Source organism: Corynebacterium sphenisci DSM 44792, assembly GCF_001941505.1.
Lineage (GTDB): Bacteria > Actinomycetota > Actinomycetes > Mycobacteriales > Mycobacteriaceae > Corynebacterium > Corynebacterium sphenisci.
This window is the reverse complement of record NZ_CP009248.1, coordinates 851524-866986: the sequence shown is the minus strand read 5'-3', so window position 1 is coordinate 866986 and position 15463 is coordinate 851524. Positions and strand designations below refer to the sequence as shown.

The following is a 15463-nucleotide window of genomic DNA, read 5'->3' as shown; positions in this document are numbered from 1 at the left end:
GGGCGGGCGCCGCGCGGGCCATCGCCGGCGGCGCCCTTCGTCCTGGTCAACGCCCCGGCGGCGGGCTTTGTTCCATCCCCGCGGGCGGCCGGTTCTACACTGCCCCCATGGCATCGATTTCGCGCGTGTACGTCGGGCGCCTGGCCGGGATGCCGGTGCGCAACCCCGACGGCGACCCCATCGGCCGGATCCGGGACGTGGTGGTGCGGCTGCGCGCCGGCGGCGCGGCCTCCCCGGCGCTGGGCCTGGTCATCCAGATGACCGACAAGCGCCGGGTGTTCATGCCGATGCTGCGGGTGGCCTCCTTCGGCCCGCAGGAGGCGCTGCTGGGCTCCGGGCAGGTCTCGGTGCGCCAGTTCCGCGCCCGGCCCGGGGAGCAGACCGTGCTCGGCGACGTGGTCGGCGCGAAGGTGCGGGTCGATGACCCGGAGCTGCCCGGGCTGCACGGGGTGCCGCAGGAGGTCACCGACCTGGAGCTGGAGCGCACCCGCACCCGGGACTGGGTGATCACCCGGGTGGCGGTGCTGGGCCCCAAGCGGGGCCTGCGCGGCCGCCGGGAGCTGGCCGTGGTGCCGTGGAGCCACGTGCACGGCCTGGCCCCGGCCGGGGAGGCCCCCGCGGCCGCCGATGCGGAGCTCATCGCCGCCTTCCACGAGATGCACCCGGCGGACGTGGCCACCCGGATGGCGGATCTGGCCCCGGCCCGGCGCCGCCGGGTCGCCGCCGGCATCGACGACGAGTTGCTCGCGGACATCATCCAGGAGCTGCCCGACGACGACCAGGCGGAGGTGATCGAGGAGCTGGCGATTGAGCGGGCGGCGGACATCCTGGAGGAGATGGACCCCGACGACGCCGCGGATCTGCTGCACGAGCTCGACGGGGATCGCGCCGACGTGCTGCTGGAGCTGATGGCCCCGGAGGAGTCGAAGGCGGTGCGCCGGCTGATGACCTTCGACGCCGATTCGGTGGGCGGGCTGATGACCTCCGATCCGCTGATCCTGCAGCCGACTACCACCGTCGCCGAGGCCCTGGCCCGGGCCCGGGACCCGGAGCTGCCCACCTCCCTGGCCTCCCTGGTGTTCGTGGTGCGCCCGCCCACGGCCACCCCCACCGGGCGCTACCTGGGCTGCGTGCACCTGCAGAAGCTGCTCCGGGAACCGCCCTCGACGCAGATCGGCGGGATGCTGGACCCGGATCTGCCGCCGCTGTACGCCGAGGACCACTACGACACCGCGGCGCGCTACTTCGCCACCTACAACCTGGTCGCCGGCCCGGTGATCGACGACCAGGGCCATCTGCTCGGCGCGCTGAGCGTCGACGATCTGCTCGACCACATGCTGCCCGAGGACTGGCGGGAGCAGGGCCTGCGCCCGGGCGCCGCCGACCCGGCGGAGGTGGCCCGATGAGCGCCCGGGAGGACCGCGCCGCCGAGCGCGAGGCGGCCCGGGACCGGGCCCGGGAGCGCGCCGAGGAGCGCCGGGAGCGCACCGGCCGGCTGGACCTGGCCACCCCGGTGGAACGGCGGCCGCGCCGGCTCATCGCCTTCGACGGGGACCGCTTCGCCGAGGGCGCCGAGGCGGTGGCCCGGTTCCTGGGCACCGGGAAGTACCTCGCCTACCAGTCCGCGGTGGTGGTCGCCTGGATCGCGCTGAACATCGGGGGCATGGCCTGGAACTGGGACCCCTACCCCTTCATCCTGCTCAACCTGGCCTTCTCCACCCAGGCCGCCTACGCCGCGCCGCTGATCCTGCTGGCGCAGAACCGGCAGGAGGACCGGGACCGCGCCGCGATCGCCGAGGACCGGCGGCGGGCGGAGGAGACCAAGGCGGACACCGAGTTCCTGGCCCGGGAGATCGCCGGGGTGCGCGCCGCGGTGGGCGATGCGGTCACCCGCGACTACCTGCGCCGGGAGCTGGAGGACCTCTCCGGGGCGCTGGCCCGGATCGAGGCCCGGCTCTACGAGACCCGGGATCCCGCCGGGGAGCGCGGGGGCGCGCACCCCGACCGGCCCGGCCGCGGCTGAGCCCGCCGGCCGGCGCCGGGGGCGGACCGGGTCCGGGCCGGATCCGGGCCGGGCGCTACTATTGGACGCGATGTCCACAATCACCGAAGCACAGGTCCGCACCGCCCTCGCCAGCGTCGAGGATCCCGAGGTCCGGCGCCCGATCACCGAGATCGGCATGGTCAAGTCCATCGACATCGCCGACAACGGCGATGTCGCGGTGGGGATCTACCTCACCATCGCCGGCTGCCCGATGAAGAGCACCCTCATCGAGCGCACCGGCGCCGCCGTGCGCGGCATCGACGGCGTCGGCGAGGTCACCGTCACCACCGACGTGATGGACGATGAGCAGCGCAAGGCCTTCCGGGAGGCGGTGCGCGGCTCCGCCTCCGAACCGGTCATCCCCTTCGCCCAGCCCGATTCGCTCACCCGCGTCTTCGCGGTGGCCTCCGGCAAGGGCGGGGTCGGCAAATCCTCGGTGACCGTCAACCTCGCCGCCGCGCTGTCCGCCCGGGGCCTGGCCGTGGGCATCCTCGACGCCGACGTCTACGGCCACTCCATCCCCACCATGATGGGCTCCACGGACCGGCCGCACCAGGTCGACGACATGATCATGCCGCCGCAGGCCCATGGCGTGTCGCTGATCTCCATCGGCCACTTCGTCGACGACAACGCCCCGGTGGTGTGGCGCGGGCCGATGCTGCACCGCGCCATCCAGCAGTTCCTCGCCGACGTGTTCTGGGGGGACCTGGACGTGCTGCTGCTCGACCTGCCGCCGGGCACCGGCGACATCGCCATCTCGGTGGCGCAGCTGGTGCCCACCGCGGAGCTGCTCATCGTGACCACCCCCCAGGCCGCGGCCGCGGAGGTCGCCGAGCGCGCCGGCACGATCAGCCTGCAGACCCGGCAGCGGATCGGCGGGGTGATCGAGAACATGAGCTGGATGGAGATGCCGGACGGCTCCCGGATGGAGGTCTTCGGCGCCGGCGGCGGGCAGACCGTCGCCGACCGGCTGACCCGGCTCACCGGCGCCCCGGTGCCGCTGCTCGGCCAGGTGCCGCTGGACGTGAAGGTCCGGGAGGCCGGCGACGAGGGCGTGCCGGTGGCCATCGGGGAACCGGACTCCCCGGCCGGGGCGGCCTTCAACGCGATCGCGGACACGCTGCACGTGCGCCGGGAGTCCCTCGCCGGCAAGCCCCTGGGCCTGGGTGTCACCAGCAAGCGCAACCTCATGTGAGCTCCCGCGGATCCCGCGGCGCCCGCGGGCGGCGGGCCAGGTGACCGGCCGCCGCCCGCGGGCGTTTCCGCCCCCGGGGCGCGGCCGCGCGGCTTCAGAGCACGTCGTCGTCGACCCAGGAGGAGCCGTCCGCGGCGCCGTGCCGGCCGGGCGCCTCCCCGCCCGCCCGGCCGGGCTCGCCGCCGGCGCCGGCCGCCGGGCCGGCCTCCGCGGCCCCCGGGCCGCCCGCGGCGTCCCCACCGTCCGCCGGGGTCCGGCCGGTGCGACGCGCGGCCCCGGCGGACCCGGCCGCGCCCCCGCCGCCGGCGGCCGGTTTGCCGGTGAGCAGGTCCAGGTAGGTGTCGTCGCCGTCGAAGAGGGTGCGCGTGATCGCGGTGCGCGGGTTGAGCCGGCGCAGGTCCCCGAACTCCTGCAGGGGTTTGCGGATCTCGTCGAATTCGCCGCCGAACTCCCCGTCCAGGGTCTCCCGGGCGTCCTCGATGGCGCGGCGGGCGGCGAAGGCCAGGGCGCGGACGTCCTTGACCAGCTCCGGCAGCCGCTCCGGGCCGATCAGGATGAGCCCGAGGAGGAGGAGGACGAGGATCTCGCCCCAGCCGACATTGGAGAACACGTCCACACACTGTAGTCGGCGCCGCCCGCGCGCGCCCGGGCGCCTCCCCGCCGGCGCTACTCCGGTTCCGGGGTGACGGCCACGGTGAGCTCCACCCCGTCGCGCAGCAGGGTCACCGTGGTGGGCTCGCCCGCCCCGGCCGACCACAGCGCCACCATCAGCTCATCGGAGTCGGCGACCTCCCGATCGCCGACGGCGGTGATCACGTCGCCCTCCCGCAGCCCGGCCCGGTCGGCGGGTCCGCCGGGGACCACCGTGGCCAGCCGGGCGCCGACCACGATCCCGTTGCCGACGCCGACCGCGGTCACCGCGATGCCGGGGTGGCGCGGCTGCTCCCCGGCGATCAGCTGCTCGGCGATGCCGGCGGCGTGGTTGATCGGGATCGCGAAGCCGATGCCCTGGGAGCCGCCGGAGGTGGAGAAGATCAGGGTGTTGATCCCGATCACCGCCCCGCGGGCGTCGACCAGGGGGCCGCCGGAGTTGCCGGGGTTGATCGAGGCGTCGGTCTGGATGGCGTCGGCGACGCCGTCGGTGTCGTTGCGCTCCCCGGACAGCCGCACCGGCCGGTGCACGGCGGAGACGATGCCCGAGGTCACGGTGCGGTTGAGCCCCTGCGGGGAGCCCATCGCCAGCACCGTGTCGCCCACCTGCACCGCATCGGAGTCGCCGAGGGCGGCGACGGTGAGCCCGGCGACGTCGTCGACCTTGAGCACCGCGAGATCCGACCGGGGATCGCGGCCGAGGATCCGGGCGTCCACCAGGCGGGCGTCCCCGGCGGCCTGGAACTGCACCTGCACCCGCAGCGCCGGATCCGCCGCGGCCGCGGCGATGACGTGGTTGTTGGTGAGGATGTGCCCGGAGTCGTCGATGACCACCCCGGAGCCGGTCTCCCCCACCCCGGGCCGCCCCGGGTCGCCGACCCGGATCGCGGCCACCGCCGGCTGCACCCGGGCGGCGACCTCGCCGATCGGGGTGCGCGGGCCGCGGCCGGTCTCCCGGACCAGCTGCACCCGATCGCCCTCGGAGCGATCCCAGCCGCCGGCCCGGCCGCCGACGTAGCCGCCGACGGCCGCCACCGCGAGCACCGCCGCGGCGGCCGCGGCGAGCACCCGCCAGGGCACCGCCGCGCCCAGCAGCGCCTCCCGGGCGCCCACCCGGGGCGGCGCCGGCTCCGGCGCGGGCGCCGGCGGCGGGGCCACCGCGGGCCCGGCGGCGACCATGGGCGTCCCCGCCCGGGCGAAGGGCGCGTAACCGGGTTCCGGCGCCGGGGGCCGGGCGGCGGCGCGCAGCCGCTCCGCGGCCCCCGGGTCCCCGGCCAGGGCGGCGCGGGTGGCGGCGTTGGGTTCGCCGAAGAACGCGCCCTCCGCCGGGGGCGGCTGCAGCCCGCCGGGGCCGCCGAAGGCCGCGGCGGTGGCCGCGTCCGGCCCGGCCGGTACCAACCCGGCCAGCGGGTCCGCCCCCCGTTCCCCCGCATCGGCGGCCGGCCGGGTGGCGGGGTCGACGCCCCCGGCCACCCCGGCGGGGCGGCGGAAGGCGGACCGCCCGGTGGCGGGGTCCGGGCCGGCCGCCTCGGCCGGTCCCGGCTCCGTCGGGGTCACCGCCGCGGTCCCGGGGTGCGGGGATGGCGCAGCCCGCGCAGCGCCAGCCCGAGGGCGGCGACCAGGCCCGCCCGGCGGCGGGCGGCGCGGGCGGCGGCGGTGGATCCGGCCGGGCGTGGCGGGGGCGTCCCCGCATCGGCGGCGGCCCCCGGATCGCCGGCGGTCGCCTCCGCGGGTGCCGGGGCGTCGGGGCCGGGGGCGCCGACGGTCTCCTGGGCCAGGGCGGCGAGCCGGCCGCGCAGCGCGGCGGGCACCCGGATCTCGCCGGAGTCGCGCAGCCGGCGGGCGGCCTCGCGCTGCCGGGCGACCTCGTCGCGGCATTCCGGGCAGGCCATCAGATGGCTGGTGGCGCGGCGGCGGGCCACCGGCACCAGCTCACCGTCGACGAAGGCGGCGACCGCCTCGACGCCGAGATGATCGGTGGAGGCGAAGCGCCTGGCCCCGCCGCGTCCGCTCCGCCCCGCCACCGATCGCCTCCTCCTGCGCCGGCGCCGCCCGGCGGCGGCGCATGCCTGCTGGTCCCGGGCGTCCCCCGCGGGGGACGCCTCCTGTCCGGTCAACGCCGCCGGCGCCCCGGTTGTTCCCGGGCGGCCCGGCGCGGCCGGCTCAGCTGCTGCGCGCGGGCACCGCGTCGGCGGCGGCGCGCCCGGCCTCGGCGCGGCGCAGATGCTCGCGCAGTTCGCTGCGGGCCCGGTGGATCCGGGAGCGCACGGTGCCCATCTTCACGTCCAGGACCTCGGAGATCTCCTCGTAGGTGAGGCCCACCACATCGCAGAGCACCACCGCGGCCCGGTACTCGGGGCGCAGCGCGGCCAGCGCGGCCTCCAGGTCCGGGTCCAGGTTGGCGTCCTCCCAGGCCTGCTCCGGGGTGGGCGCGGTGCCCGGCACCCGGTCGTAGTCCTCGGGCAGCGCCTCCATCCGGATGGTGCCGCGGTGGCGCACCAGGTCCAGGAAGAGGTTGGTGGTGATCCGGTGCAGCCAGCCCTCGAAGGTGCCGGGGCGGTAGCTGCGCAGGGAGCGGAAGACGCGCATGAAGGTCTCCTGGGTGAGATCCTCGGCGTCGTGCTGGTTGCCGGTGAGCCGGTAGGCCAGCCGGTACACCCCGTCGGCGTGCTGCTCGACGAGTTCCGCCCAGGAGGGCATGGCGCCCTCGCCGGCGTCGAAGGCCGCGGTGCCGCGCAGCGGCGCACGGGGGGAGGCATCCTCGCTCATGTCGTTCACCTTGCCTCATCCGCCTGATCGGCGATTGATTACGAGCTGAAAATTACCCGTGAGATCCGGCCCTGGCAAGCGGCGGGCCGGCACCAGCCCCGACCAGGCGGAAAAGCGCCCTGAAACCTCGTCGGCGATCGGATCCGCGCCCCCGCCCCGGCGCGCCCGCGACCGCGGCGCCGCGCGGCGCCCTAGGCTGGGGGCCGTGACGAACACCGAGCCCTCCACCGAAGCCATCCTCGCCCATGTCGCGGCCACCGCCGCCGATGACGAGGCGCTCGCCGCGGCCCGCGCGGACGCCGCCGAACTGGGCCTGGCCGTGCCGGACCCGGCCACCGGGGAGCTGCTCGCGCTGCTGGCCTCCCTCGCCGCCGGCGCCGGCGACGGCGCCGACGGGCGCGGCCCGCAGGCCGTGGTGGTCTCCCCCGCCGCCGGGGTGGTCGGGCTGCAGCTGCTCGCCGGGCTGCCCGAGCAGGCCCACCTGAGCTGCATCGACCCGGACACCGAGCATCAGCGGCTGGCCCGGGCGGCGCTCGCCGGCACCCCCGGCCGGCACCGGTTCCTGCCCGCCCGGCCGCTGGACGTGATGGGCCGGCTGGCCGCCGGCGCCTACGACCTCGTCTACGTCGACGCCGATCCGGCGGAGCTGCTCGCGGTGCGCGAGGCGGCCTGGCCGCTGCTGCGGCCCGGCGGGGTGCTCTTCCTCGCGGGCAGCCTGCTCGACGGCACCGTCGGCGACGCCACCCGGCATGACCGGGCCACCGTCGCCGCCCGGGAGGCCGATGCGGAGCTGCGCGGCGCCGCCGACGCGGTGGTCGCCCGGATCCCGGCCGGGCCCGGGGCCACGGTGCTGCGCAAGCTGGGCTGACCCGCCCCCGGACGCGCCGGCGCCGCCGCACCCCCGGGATGCCCCGGGGTGCGGCGGCGCCGGCCCTCCGCTCGCGGGCGCGGGCTCAGACCACCTCGCCCTTGCCCACGCTGATCACCCCGCCGGGGGAGATCTTAAAGCGCTCGGCATCGCGCTCGTGGTCCACGCCGACGGTGGCGCCGTCGGGGACCACCACGTTCTTGTCCAGGATGGCGTGGCGCACCACCGCGCCGCGGCCGATGCGCACCCCGGGGAAGATCACCGAGCCCTCCACGGTGGCGCCGTCCTCGACGATGATGTTGGAGGAGAGCACCGAGTTGCGCACGGTGCCGCCGGAGATGATGGTGCCCGCCCCCACCATGGAGGCCTGGGCGATGCCGCCCTGCACGAACTTCGCCGGGGGCAGGTTGTCCTCCCCGTAGGTGTGGATCGGCCATTTCCGGTTGTACAGGTTGAACACCGGGTGCACCGAGATGAGGTCCATATGCGCCTCGTAGAAGGCGTCGATGGTGCCCACGTCGCGCCAGTAGGCCTTGTCCCGCTCGGTGGCGCCGGGCACCTGGTTGTCGTTGAAGTCGTAGACGTAGGCCTCGCCGCGCTCGACGAGCATGGGGATGATGTCGCCGCCCATGTCGTGCTCGGAGTCCTCGTTCTCCGCGTCCTCCCGGATCGCGTCGATGAGGGTCTGCGCGGTGAAGACGTAGTTGCCCATGGAGGCGAAGGTGGCCTCCGGGTCATCCGGGCAGCCGGGCGGGTCCGCGGGCTTCTCCAGGAACTCGGTGATCCTGTTGTCGTCGTCGGCGTCGATGCAGCCGAAGGCGGTGGCCTCCGACCGGGGCACCCGGATCCCGGCGACGGTGACCCCGGCCCCGGAGGCGATGTGCGCGTCCAGCATCTGCTCCGGATCCATCCGGTAGACGTGGTCGGCGCCGAAGACGATGACGTACTCGGGGTTCTCGTCGTGGATGAGGTTCATCGACTGCAGGATGGCGTCCGCCGACCCGGTGAACCAGCGCTTGCCCAGCCGCTGCTGGGCGGGCACCGGGGTGACGTACTGGCCGGTGATCCCGGACAGCTGCCAGGCCTGGGAGATGTGCCGGTCAAGCGAGTGCGACTTGTACTGGGTCAGTACGCAGATCTTGACGAAACCGGCGTTCACCAGGTTCGACAGGACGAAGTCGATGAGCCGGTACATGCCCCCGAAGGGCACGGCGGGCTTGGCGCGGTCCGCGGTGAACGGGAACAGGCGCTTGCCCTCGCCGCCGGCAAGGACGATGGACAGGACGTGTCGTTTGCTCCTCACGTCCCCCAGGCTACGTGCGTTTTCGATTCCCCGCCGGGTCGCGCGGCGCGGCCCCCCGGACCCGCCCCCGCGGGGGCAAACGGCGATAGTCTGGGGGCATGCGCGTTGCCATGATGACCAAGGAATACCCACCCGAGATCTACGGCGGGGCCGGTGTGCACGTCACCGAGCTCACCCGCTTCATGCGGGGCCTCGACGGCGTGGACGTCGACGTGCACTGCATGGGCGCCCCCCGGGACGAGGCCGGCTGCACGGTGCACGGGGTGGACCCGGCGCTGGCCGGGGCCAACCCCGCGATCCGCACCCTGTCCACCGGGCTGCGCATGGCCGACGGGGTCGGCGAGGTCGACGTGGTGCACTCGCACACCTGGTACTCCGGGCTCGGCGGGCACCTGGCCGGGCTGCTCCACGGGGTGCCGCACGTGGCCACCGCGCACTCCCTGGAACCGCACCGGCCGTGGAAGCGGGAGCAGCTCGGCGGGGGCTACGACGTCTCCTCCTGGTCCGAGCGCAACGCCATGGAGTACGCCGACGCGGTGATCGCGGTCTCCGAGGGCATGAAGGGCGCCATCCTGGAGGCCTACCCGCGGATCGACGAGGACCGGGTGCACGTTGTGCTCAACGGCATCGACACCGGGCTGTGGGCGCCCCGGCCGACCTGGGCGGAGTCGGTGGCGGCGAACGGCTTCTCGGTGCTCCAGGACCTCGGCGTGGACCCGGATCGGCCGATCGCCGCCTTCGTGGGCCGGATCACCCGGCAGAAGGGGGTGGGCCACCTGCTCAAGGCCACCGCCGGCTTCGACCCGGACGTGCAGCTGGTGCTGTGCGCCGGGGCCCCGGACACCCCGGAGATCGCCGCGGAGACCGAGGGCCTGGTCAAGGAGCTGCAGGAGACCCGGGACGGGGTGATCTGGGTCAAGGACATGCTGCCCAAGGAGAAGCTGCAGGAGATCCTCACCGCCGCGGACGTGTTCGTCTGCCCCTCCATCTACGAGCCGCTGGGCATCGTGAACCTGGAGGCGATGGCCTGCGGCACCGCGGTGGTCGCCTCCGACGTCGGCGGGATCCCGGAGGTGGTGGTCGACGGGGGCACCGGCACCCTGGTGCACTACGACGAGGCCGCCCCGGCCGAGTTCGAGGCCGGGATCGCCGAGGCGGTCAACGCCATGGTCGGCGACCGGGATCGGGCCGCCGGCTACGGCGCGGCCGGGCGCCGGCGCGCCGTGGAGGTGTTCAGCTGGGCCTCCATCGCCGAGCAGACCGTGGACATCTACCGCTCCCTGCAGTAGCCGGGGCGCTCAGGGCCGCAGCTCCACCCGGTCCCGCGCCGCGGCGGCCCGGTCCCGGCGCAGGCACCAGCCGGTGAGGATCACCAGGGCGATGAGCGCGGCGACCAGGCCGGCGTGGAAGGGCGCGGCCAGGCCCAGGTGCTCCAGGGGGCCGACCAGGGTGGGCGCCAGCGCGGAGCCGATGAAGCGCACCCCGGAGTAGGCGGAGGAGGCCACCGGCCGGGGCAGCGGGGTGGTGGACATCGAGGCGGTGGTGAGCAGGGTGTTCATCACGCCGAGGATCACCCCGGCGGCGATGATCGCGCCGATGAGCACCCCGAGATCGTCGACGAAGGCGCCGAGCACCACCAGATCCGCGGCCAGCGCGATCATCGCCGCGGGGATGATGTGGGTGAGCCGGAAGGCCTCCTCCAGCCGGGGCGCGAGGAACACCGAGCTCAGCGCCAGTGCCAGGCCCCAGCCGAAGAAGACGTAGCCCAGATCCAGCGGGGTGAACTCCGTGCCCGCCCGCGCGGCGGCCGTGGCCAGGGGGAAGGGGCTGTAGGCGAGGATGGTGAAGAAGGCGAAGTTGTAGAACAGCGCCCCGGCGGCCAGCGGGCGCATCGCCGGGTGCCCGGCGCCGCGCAGCCCGTCCAGGGGGCGCACCCGCGCCGGGGCGGCGCCGCCGCGGAAGAACACCGCCACGGAGATTATGCCCAGGCCCATGAGCACCGCGGTGCCGGCGAAGGGGCCCCGCCAGGAGACCTCGCCGAGCAGTCCGCCGAGCATCGGGCCGACCGCGAAGCCCAGGCCCACGGCGGCCTCGTAGAGCACCACCGCCATCGCCGATTCCGCGGTGGAGGCGACGATCGCGGCCAGCGCGGTGGAGACGAACAGGGCGTTGCCCAGGCCCCAGCCGGCGCGGAAGCCGATGATCTGCTCCACCCCGGAGGCCGCGGAGCAGGCCGCGGCGAAGATCACGATCAGCGCCAGCCCGGCGAGCAGGGTGCGCTTGACCCCGAAGCGGGAGGACACCCAGGCGGAGAAGAACATCACGATCGCGGTGATGAACAGGTAGGAGGTGAACAAAAGCTCGGTCTGCCCGGCGCTGGCCTCGAGGGCCTCGGCGATGGTGGGCAGGATCGGGTCGACCAGGCCGATGCCCATGTAGCTCACCACGCAGGCGAAGGTGATCGCCCACACCGCCGGGGGCTGGTGCAGGATGGACTGCCGGCCGACCTCGGCCGGGGCGGGCGCCCGGTCCGCGGCGGCCCCCGCCGCCGGGGCCGTGCCCGCCTCCGCGTCGCGCTTCCGGGTGTCGTGCTGCCTGGCCATGATCGTGGGGGATCTCCTCGTCCTCGTGGGCTGTCGTGGAATGGATCGGCCCCGGGCCGCGGCGGGGTGGCGTCCGCCGCGGCCCGGGTCCGGGGGCCGGCCTCAGCCGGCGGCGCCGGCCGGATCGCCGGCCGGGTCGGGGGCGTCCCCGGTCGGGGGCAGGCCCCGGGTGCGGCCGCCGCCGCGCGGGTGCGCGGGGGCCTCCCGCGGACCGGCGGCGACGATCCGGTCGAGCACCGGCAGCGCCGCGGCGATCGCCGCGATCTCCTCCGCGGTGACCTCGCCGCCGAGCCCGGCCATGGACTCGGCGATGGCGCGCTCCAGCTCGGCCAGGTGCGCCCGGCCGCGATCGCTGATCCCGATCAGCTGGGCGCGGCCGTCCTCGGGGTCCGGGGTGGACTCGACGAGGCCGGCCTTGCGCAGCCGGGCGACCAGCCCGGAGGCGGTGGGCTGGCTGGTGCGCTCGCGCTCGGCGAGCTCGGTGACCCGCAGCGGGCCGATCCGGCGCAGCAGGCCGAGGGCGCGCAGCGATGCCGATCCCGGGGACAGCCCGGCCAGGTGCAGGCCGTGCCGGGCGAAGCGGGAGCAGATGAGCGCGACCTCCGCCCACCACAGGGGCTCGCCGGGCTCGGCGCCGCCGGGGCGGGGCGCCCCGGTGCCGCCGGCCCCGGAACCGCCGTCGTCGGCGGGGTGGTCCTCGCGAATCTCGTCGCGCGCATCATCGGTGTTGATCACGAGGGGAAGACTACATCGTCTCACTATGCATGGCAAGGGGATTTGTGGGTTTCATGCCCGTTCTCCCCCATTTCGGACGTGTAGCACCCGTGACTCGGGCGCGAAAGCCCTGGATAGCGGGCATTCCCGGGCGTCGCGGCCGGCGGCGGCCCCGCGGCCGCCGCGGGCCCCGGGAGCATGCGAAACCCCGCCGCCCGGGGGTCCGGGCGACGGGGTCGCGGTGCGCGGGGGCTCAGCCGGCGCGGCCGAGCCGGGTGACGTAGGCCCGGGCGGTGACCTCCATCCGCGGCGGCAGCGCCGCGATCCGCTCGGCGAGCACCTCCGGGTGGATGTGCCGGGCCGAGGGGCTCATCCCGATCTGGGCGGCGATCGCGTCCTGGTCCAGGCTCATCCCGAACTCCACCAGCTCGGGATCGCCGACCGGGGTGAGATGGCCCTTCGCCTGGTCGATCATCCGCTCCACCTTGCCGCGCTCGACGTCGATGATGCCCAGCGGGGCGCGCAGCTCGGAGAGGTGCCCGGTGTCCGCGGTGAGCACCACCACCTGCCCGCCGGGTTTGAGCACCCGGGCGAACTCCTCGGCGTTGCGGGGGGCGAACACCACCGTGATCGCGTCGATGGAGCCGTCGCGCAGCGGCATCCGGGCCCAGGCGTCGGCGACCACCGCGCCCACCCGGGGATGGCATTTCGCCAGGTGCTTCGCCGCCGGCACGGAGACGTCGATGCCCACCCCGCGGGCCCCGGCCACCCCGTCCAGGGTGTGCGCCAGGTAGTAGCCGGTGCCCGCGCCGACCTCGCAGATGACCGGTTCGGCGTCATCGTGCACCCCGGCGTCGTCGAGCGCGTCCTGCACGTTGCCGGTGACCGCCTCCACGAAGGGGGCGTAGTGCCCGCCGGAGAGGAACTCCTCCCGGGCGGCGATCATCTTCGCGTCATCGCCGGTGTAGCGCAGGCCCGCGCCCCCGGCGAGGGTGACGTAGCCCTGCCGGGCCACGTCGTAGCAGTGCCCCGACTCCGAGCGCAGGCTCGCCCAGCCGGCGTCGCCCCGGGAGAGGGCGGTTCCGTCGATGGGGTCGGCGAGTACGTCGATGATGTCGGCGAGCACGGCAGTCTCCTCGTCGTTCGGCGGCGGCCGGCGGCGCGGGGGCGCCGGCGTCCGGAAAAACTCCCCCGTATGCTACGCCCCGGCCGGAACGGCCGGGGCGCGGGGCCCGATGCGATCCGGGCTCAGGCGCCGACCTCGGACAGGGCGGCGCCGAGTTCGGCCGCCTCCTCCGCGGTGAGCTCCACGACCAGGCGGCCGCCGCCGTCGGCGGGCACCCGCATCACGATCTTCTTGCCCTCGCGGACGGCCTCCAGCGGGCCGTCACCGGTACGCGGCTTCATCGCAGCCATGAAAACTCCTCACGTCGTCGGCCCGGCCGCCATGGCGCGGGCTCATATGCACCCCATCCTAGGCCGATCCGCGCGGCCGTGATCGGCCGCCGCGGCGGCGAGGCCCCCGACCGGGCCGGTTGCCGGCGCCGCCGCGGCCGGGATCCTCCCCCGCGGCGGCGGCGACCACGGTGAGCACCAGCCACAGGCAGGCCCAGGCCAGCGGGATGAGCGCGAGATGGGCCACCGCCACCCACGCCGGGGAGGAGATGATCATCGCCGCCGCTCCCCCGGCCGCCGCGCGGCCCCCGGACCGGCGAGGCCGCGCAGCAGCGCCGGCGGCGGCCGATCCGGGCCCAGCGCCCCGTCGAGCTCCACCGCCGCGGGCACCCCGACCCGGCGCAGCGCCGCCGCGGCGACCTGCCGGGCCATCGGGGCGAGCTCCGCCAGCGGCCGGTTGCGGTGCCGCCGGGCGCCGAGCTCCGCCTCCGCGATGGCCCCCGCCCCGTACCGGTCGGCGACGTCGATGAGCAGCCCGATCTCCACCCCGTAGCCGGCGGCGAAGGGCAGCTGCTCCAGGGTGTCCCGGCGCGCGGCGTACTCCCCGGACAGCGGCTGCGCGATCCCCGCCAGCTCCGGGCGGAAGGCCGCCAGCAGCGGTCGCGCGGTGAGCTCGGTGACCCGGCCGCCGCCGACGTCGCCGGGCAGATCCCGCCGGTAGCGGCCCTTGACCAGGCGCACCGGCTCCGGGTCCGCCCAGGTCTCCAGCAGCGGGGCGACCAGCGCCGGCACCCAGCCGGGGTCCGGATCCCGCACATCGGCGTCCAGGAAGACCACGATGTCGCCGGTGGTGGCGGCCACCCCGCGCCACAGCGCCTCGCCCTTGCCCGGCCGGGTGGGCCCGCAGCCGGGGGCGTCCCGCCAGTCCAGCACCCGGGCGCCGGCGGCGGCGGCGCGCTCGGCGGTGCGGTCGGCGGACTGCGGATCCACCACCACGATCTCGTGCACCAGCCCGGAGTCGCGGTGCCCGGCGACGGCGGCGACCACCCCGGCGACGGTGGCCTCCTCGTTCAGCGCCGGCAGCACCACCGACACGCTCGGCGCGCTCACTGCAGCCCCCGGGTGGCGGCCACCGGGCCGACCTCGCCGGCGATCGCGGCGGTCATCCGGCACACGTCGACGGTGTCGGCGACCTCGTGCACCCGGAACATCGCCACCCCCCGGGCCGCCGCCCAGGCGGTCGCCGCCAGGGTGCCCGGCACCCGGCCGGCCACCCCGCGGCCCACGGTCTCGCCGACGAAGTCCTTGTTGGACAGCGCCATCAGCACCGGGTGCCCGCAGGCGACCAGCTCGTCGACCCGGCGCAGCAGCTCCAGGCCGTGGTGGGTGTTCTTCCCGAAGTCGTGGGTGGGGTCCACCAGGATCGCCTCCGCCGGCACCCCCGCGGCCAGGGCCCGCTCGGCCAGGGCCGCGGTCTCCGCGAGCACGTCGGCGACCACGTCGTCGTAGTGCACCCGGAAGGGCCGGGTGCGCGGGGCGGCGCCGCCGGTGTGCGAGCACACGTAGCCCGCCCGGTGCGCCCCGGCGACCTGCACCAGCTCCGGGTCCGCCCCCGCCCAGGTGTCGTTGACCAGGTCCGCGCCGGCGGCGATCGCCGCCTCGGCGACCTCCGCGCGCCAGGTGTCCACGCTGATCCACACCCCCGGGTGCCGGCGCCGGGTCTCCGCGATGGTGGGCAGCACCCGGTCCAGCTCCTCGGCGACGTCGACCTCCGCCCCGGGGCCGGCCTTGACCCCGCCGATGTCCACCACGTCCGCCCCCGCGGCGACCACCGCGTCCACCCGGGCGATCGCGGCGTCGTCGGCGGCGGTGGCGCCCCGGTCGTAGAAGGAGTCCGGGGTGCGGTTGACGATCGCCATCA

17 protein-coding genes are annotated in these 15463 nt (G+C 75.8%); 5 read left to right on the top strand and 12 right to left on the bottom strand.

The annotated features are described in order from the left end of the window. Positions 1-107: 107 nt before the first annotated feature. From CSPHI_RS03965 to CSPHI_RS03955, 3 genes are all read left to right on the top strand, one after another. The gene (locus tag CSPHI_RS03965; protein WP_075691599.1) at positions 108-1406 is read left to right on the top strand and encodes a magnesium transporter MgtE N-terminal domain-containing protein; all 1299 of its coding nucleotides are present in this window, start codon (positions 108-110) and stop codon (positions 1404-1406) included. Further along, positions 1403-2023 carry a DUF1003 domain-containing protein gene (locus tag CSPHI_RS03960; RefSeq protein WP_084210231.1) on the top strand — a complete coding sequence of 207 codons (621 nt, stop codon included), beginning with the start codon at positions 1403-1405 and terminating at the stop codon, positions 2021-2023. The genes CSPHI_RS03965 and CSPHI_RS03960 overlap by 4 nt, the downstream gene beginning before the upstream one ends. Before the next feature lie 70 nt (positions 2024-2093). Beyond that, a complete protein-coding gene (locus tag CSPHI_RS03955; RefSeq protein WP_075691598.1) occupies positions 2094-3239 on the top strand; it encodes an Mrp/NBP35 family ATP-binding protein in 1146 nt (381 codons plus the stop codon). Positions 3240-3333: 94 nt separating this feature from the next. Here the strand turns inward: CSPHI_RS03955 and CSPHI_RS12735 are convergent, their stop codons facing one another. The 4 genes from CSPHI_RS12735 to sigE form a co-directional block, all read right to left on the bottom strand. Continuing rightward, entirely contained in the window at positions 3334-3849 is a 516-nt protein-coding gene (locus CSPHI_RS12735) for a twin-arginine translocase TatA/TatE family subunit (RefSeq protein WP_342743753.1), read from the bottom strand. Positions 3850-3905: 56 nt separating this feature from the next. Next, on the bottom strand, positions 3906-5447 hold the full coding sequence (locus CSPHI_RS12230) for a S1C family serine protease (protein ID WP_075691597.1): 1542 nt from the start codon (positions 5445-5447) through the stop codon (positions 3906-3908). Then, positions 5444-5914: an anti-sigma factor family protein gene (locus CSPHI_RS12370; RefSeq protein ID WP_075691596.1), complete on the bottom strand. Its 471-nt coding sequence runs from the start codon at positions 5912-5914 to the stop codon at positions 5444-5446. The genes CSPHI_RS12230 and CSPHI_RS12370 overlap by 4 nt, the downstream gene beginning before the upstream one ends. 139 nt (positions 5915-6053) lie before the next feature. Next, on the bottom strand, positions 6054-6659 hold the full coding sequence (gene sigE, locus CSPHI_RS03935; RefSeq protein ID WP_075691595.1) for an RNA polymerase sigma factor SigE: 606 nt from the start codon (positions 6657-6659) through the stop codon (positions 6054-6056). A 205-nt stretch (positions 6660-6864) separates the two neighbouring features. Between sigE and CSPHI_RS03930 the strand changes: the two genes are divergently transcribed. Continuing rightward, positions 6865-7527 (top strand): O-methyltransferase, encoded by a 663-nt coding sequence (locus tag CSPHI_RS03930; protein WP_075691594.1) that lies wholly within the window; start codon positions 6865-6867, stop codon positions 7525-7527. Between the two features lie 85 nt (positions 7528-7612). On the opposite strand, the gene glgC is transcribed toward CSPHI_RS03930, so the two are convergent. Beyond that, positions 7613-8830: a glucose-1-phosphate adenylyltransferase gene (gene glgC / locus CSPHI_RS03925; RefSeq protein WP_075691593.1), complete on the bottom strand. Its 1218-nt coding sequence runs from the start codon at positions 8828-8830 to the stop codon at positions 7613-7615. A gap of 98 nt (positions 8831-8928) precedes the next feature. On the opposite strand from glgC, the gene glgA reads away from it, so the two are divergent. Further along, on the top strand, positions 8929-10119 hold the full coding sequence (glgA, locus tag CSPHI_RS03920) for a glycogen synthase (protein ID WP_075691592.1): 1191 nt from the start codon (positions 8929-8931) through the stop codon (positions 10117-10119). A 9-nt stretch (positions 10120-10128) separates the two neighbouring features. Here glgA and CSPHI_RS03915 read toward each other — a convergent pair whose 3' ends face one another. The 7 genes from CSPHI_RS03915 to folP form a co-directional block, all read right to left on the bottom strand. Then, complete coding sequence (locus CSPHI_RS03915; protein WP_075691591.1) at positions 10129-11433, bottom strand: MFS transporter; 1305 nt, start codon at positions 11431-11433, stop codon at positions 10129-10131. A gap of 102 nt (positions 11434-11535) precedes the next feature. Beyond that, positions 11536-12168, bottom strand: a complete 633-nt coding sequence (locus CSPHI_RS03910; protein WP_075691590.1) for a MarR family winged helix-turn-helix transcriptional regulator — start codon at positions 12166-12168, stop codon at positions 11536-11538. Between the two features lie 232 nt (positions 12169-12400). Further along, entirely contained in the window at positions 12401-13273 is an 873-nt protein-coding gene (locus CSPHI_RS03905; RefSeq protein WP_075691589.1) for a methyltransferase domain-containing protein, read from the bottom strand. Between the two features lie 122 nt (positions 13274-13395). Continuing rightward, entirely contained in the window at positions 13396-13563 is a 168-nt protein-coding gene (locus tag CSPHI_RS03900) for a DUF3117 domain-containing protein (RefSeq protein WP_075691588.1), read from the bottom strand. 58 nt (positions 13564-13621) lie between these two features. After that, on the bottom strand, positions 13622-13819 hold the full coding sequence (locus CSPHI_RS03895) for a hypothetical protein (protein WP_075691587.1): 198 nt from the start codon (positions 13817-13819) through the stop codon (positions 13622-13624). Then, complete coding sequence (locus CSPHI_RS03890; RefSeq protein WP_075691586.1) at positions 13816-14652, bottom strand: glucosyl-3-phosphoglycerate synthase; 837 nt, start codon at positions 14650-14652, stop codon at positions 13816-13818. The genes CSPHI_RS03895 and CSPHI_RS03890 overlap by 4 nt, the downstream gene beginning before the upstream one ends. Then, positions 14649-15461 carry a dihydropteroate synthase gene (gene folP / locus CSPHI_RS03885; RefSeq protein WP_075693709.1) on the bottom strand — a complete coding sequence of 271 codons (813 nt, stop codon included), beginning with the start codon at positions 15459-15461 and terminating at the stop codon, positions 14649-14651. Before folP ends, CSPHI_RS03890 begins: the two co-directional genes overlap by 4 nt. Positions 15462-15463 lie beyond the last annotated feature (2 nt).

Excerpts from the sequence above, each read along its gene's own strand:
- CSPHI_RS03965 (WP_075691599.1), top strand. The coding sequence starts at position 108 with ATGGCATCGATTTCGCGCGTGTACGTCGGGCGCCTGGCCGGGATGCCG.
- CSPHI_RS03960 (WP_084210231.1), top strand. The coding sequence starts at position 1,403 with ATGAGCGCCCGGGAGGACCGCGCCGCCGAGCGCGAGGCGGCCCGGGAC.
- CSPHI_RS03955 (WP_075691598.1), top strand. The coding sequence starts at position 2,094 with ATGTCCACAATCACCGAAGCACAGGTCCGCACCGCCCTCGCCAGCGTC.
- sigE (WP_075691595.1), bottom strand. The coding sequence starts at position 6,659 with ATGAGCGAGGATGCCTCCCCCCGTGCGCCGCTGCGCGGCACCGCGGCC.
- glgA (WP_075691592.1), top strand. The coding sequence starts at position 8,929 with ATGCGCGTTGCCATGATGACCAAGGAATACCCACCCGAGATCTACGGC.
- CSPHI_RS03915 (WP_075691591.1), bottom strand. The coding sequence starts at position 11,433 with ATGGCCAGGCAGCACGACACCCGGAAGCGCGACGCGGAGGCGGGCACG.
- CSPHI_RS03900 (WP_075691588.1), bottom strand. The coding sequence starts at position 13,563 with ATGGCTGCGATGAAGCCGCGTACCGGTGACGGCCCGCTGGAGGCCGTC.
- CSPHI_RS03895 (WP_075691587.1), bottom strand. The coding sequence starts at position 13,819 with ATGATCATCTCCTCCCCGGCGTGGGTGGCGGTGGCCCATCTCGCGCTC.
- folP (WP_075693709.1), bottom strand. The coding sequence starts at position 15,461 with ATGGCGATCGTCAACCGCACCCCGGACTCCTTCTACGACCGGGGCGCC.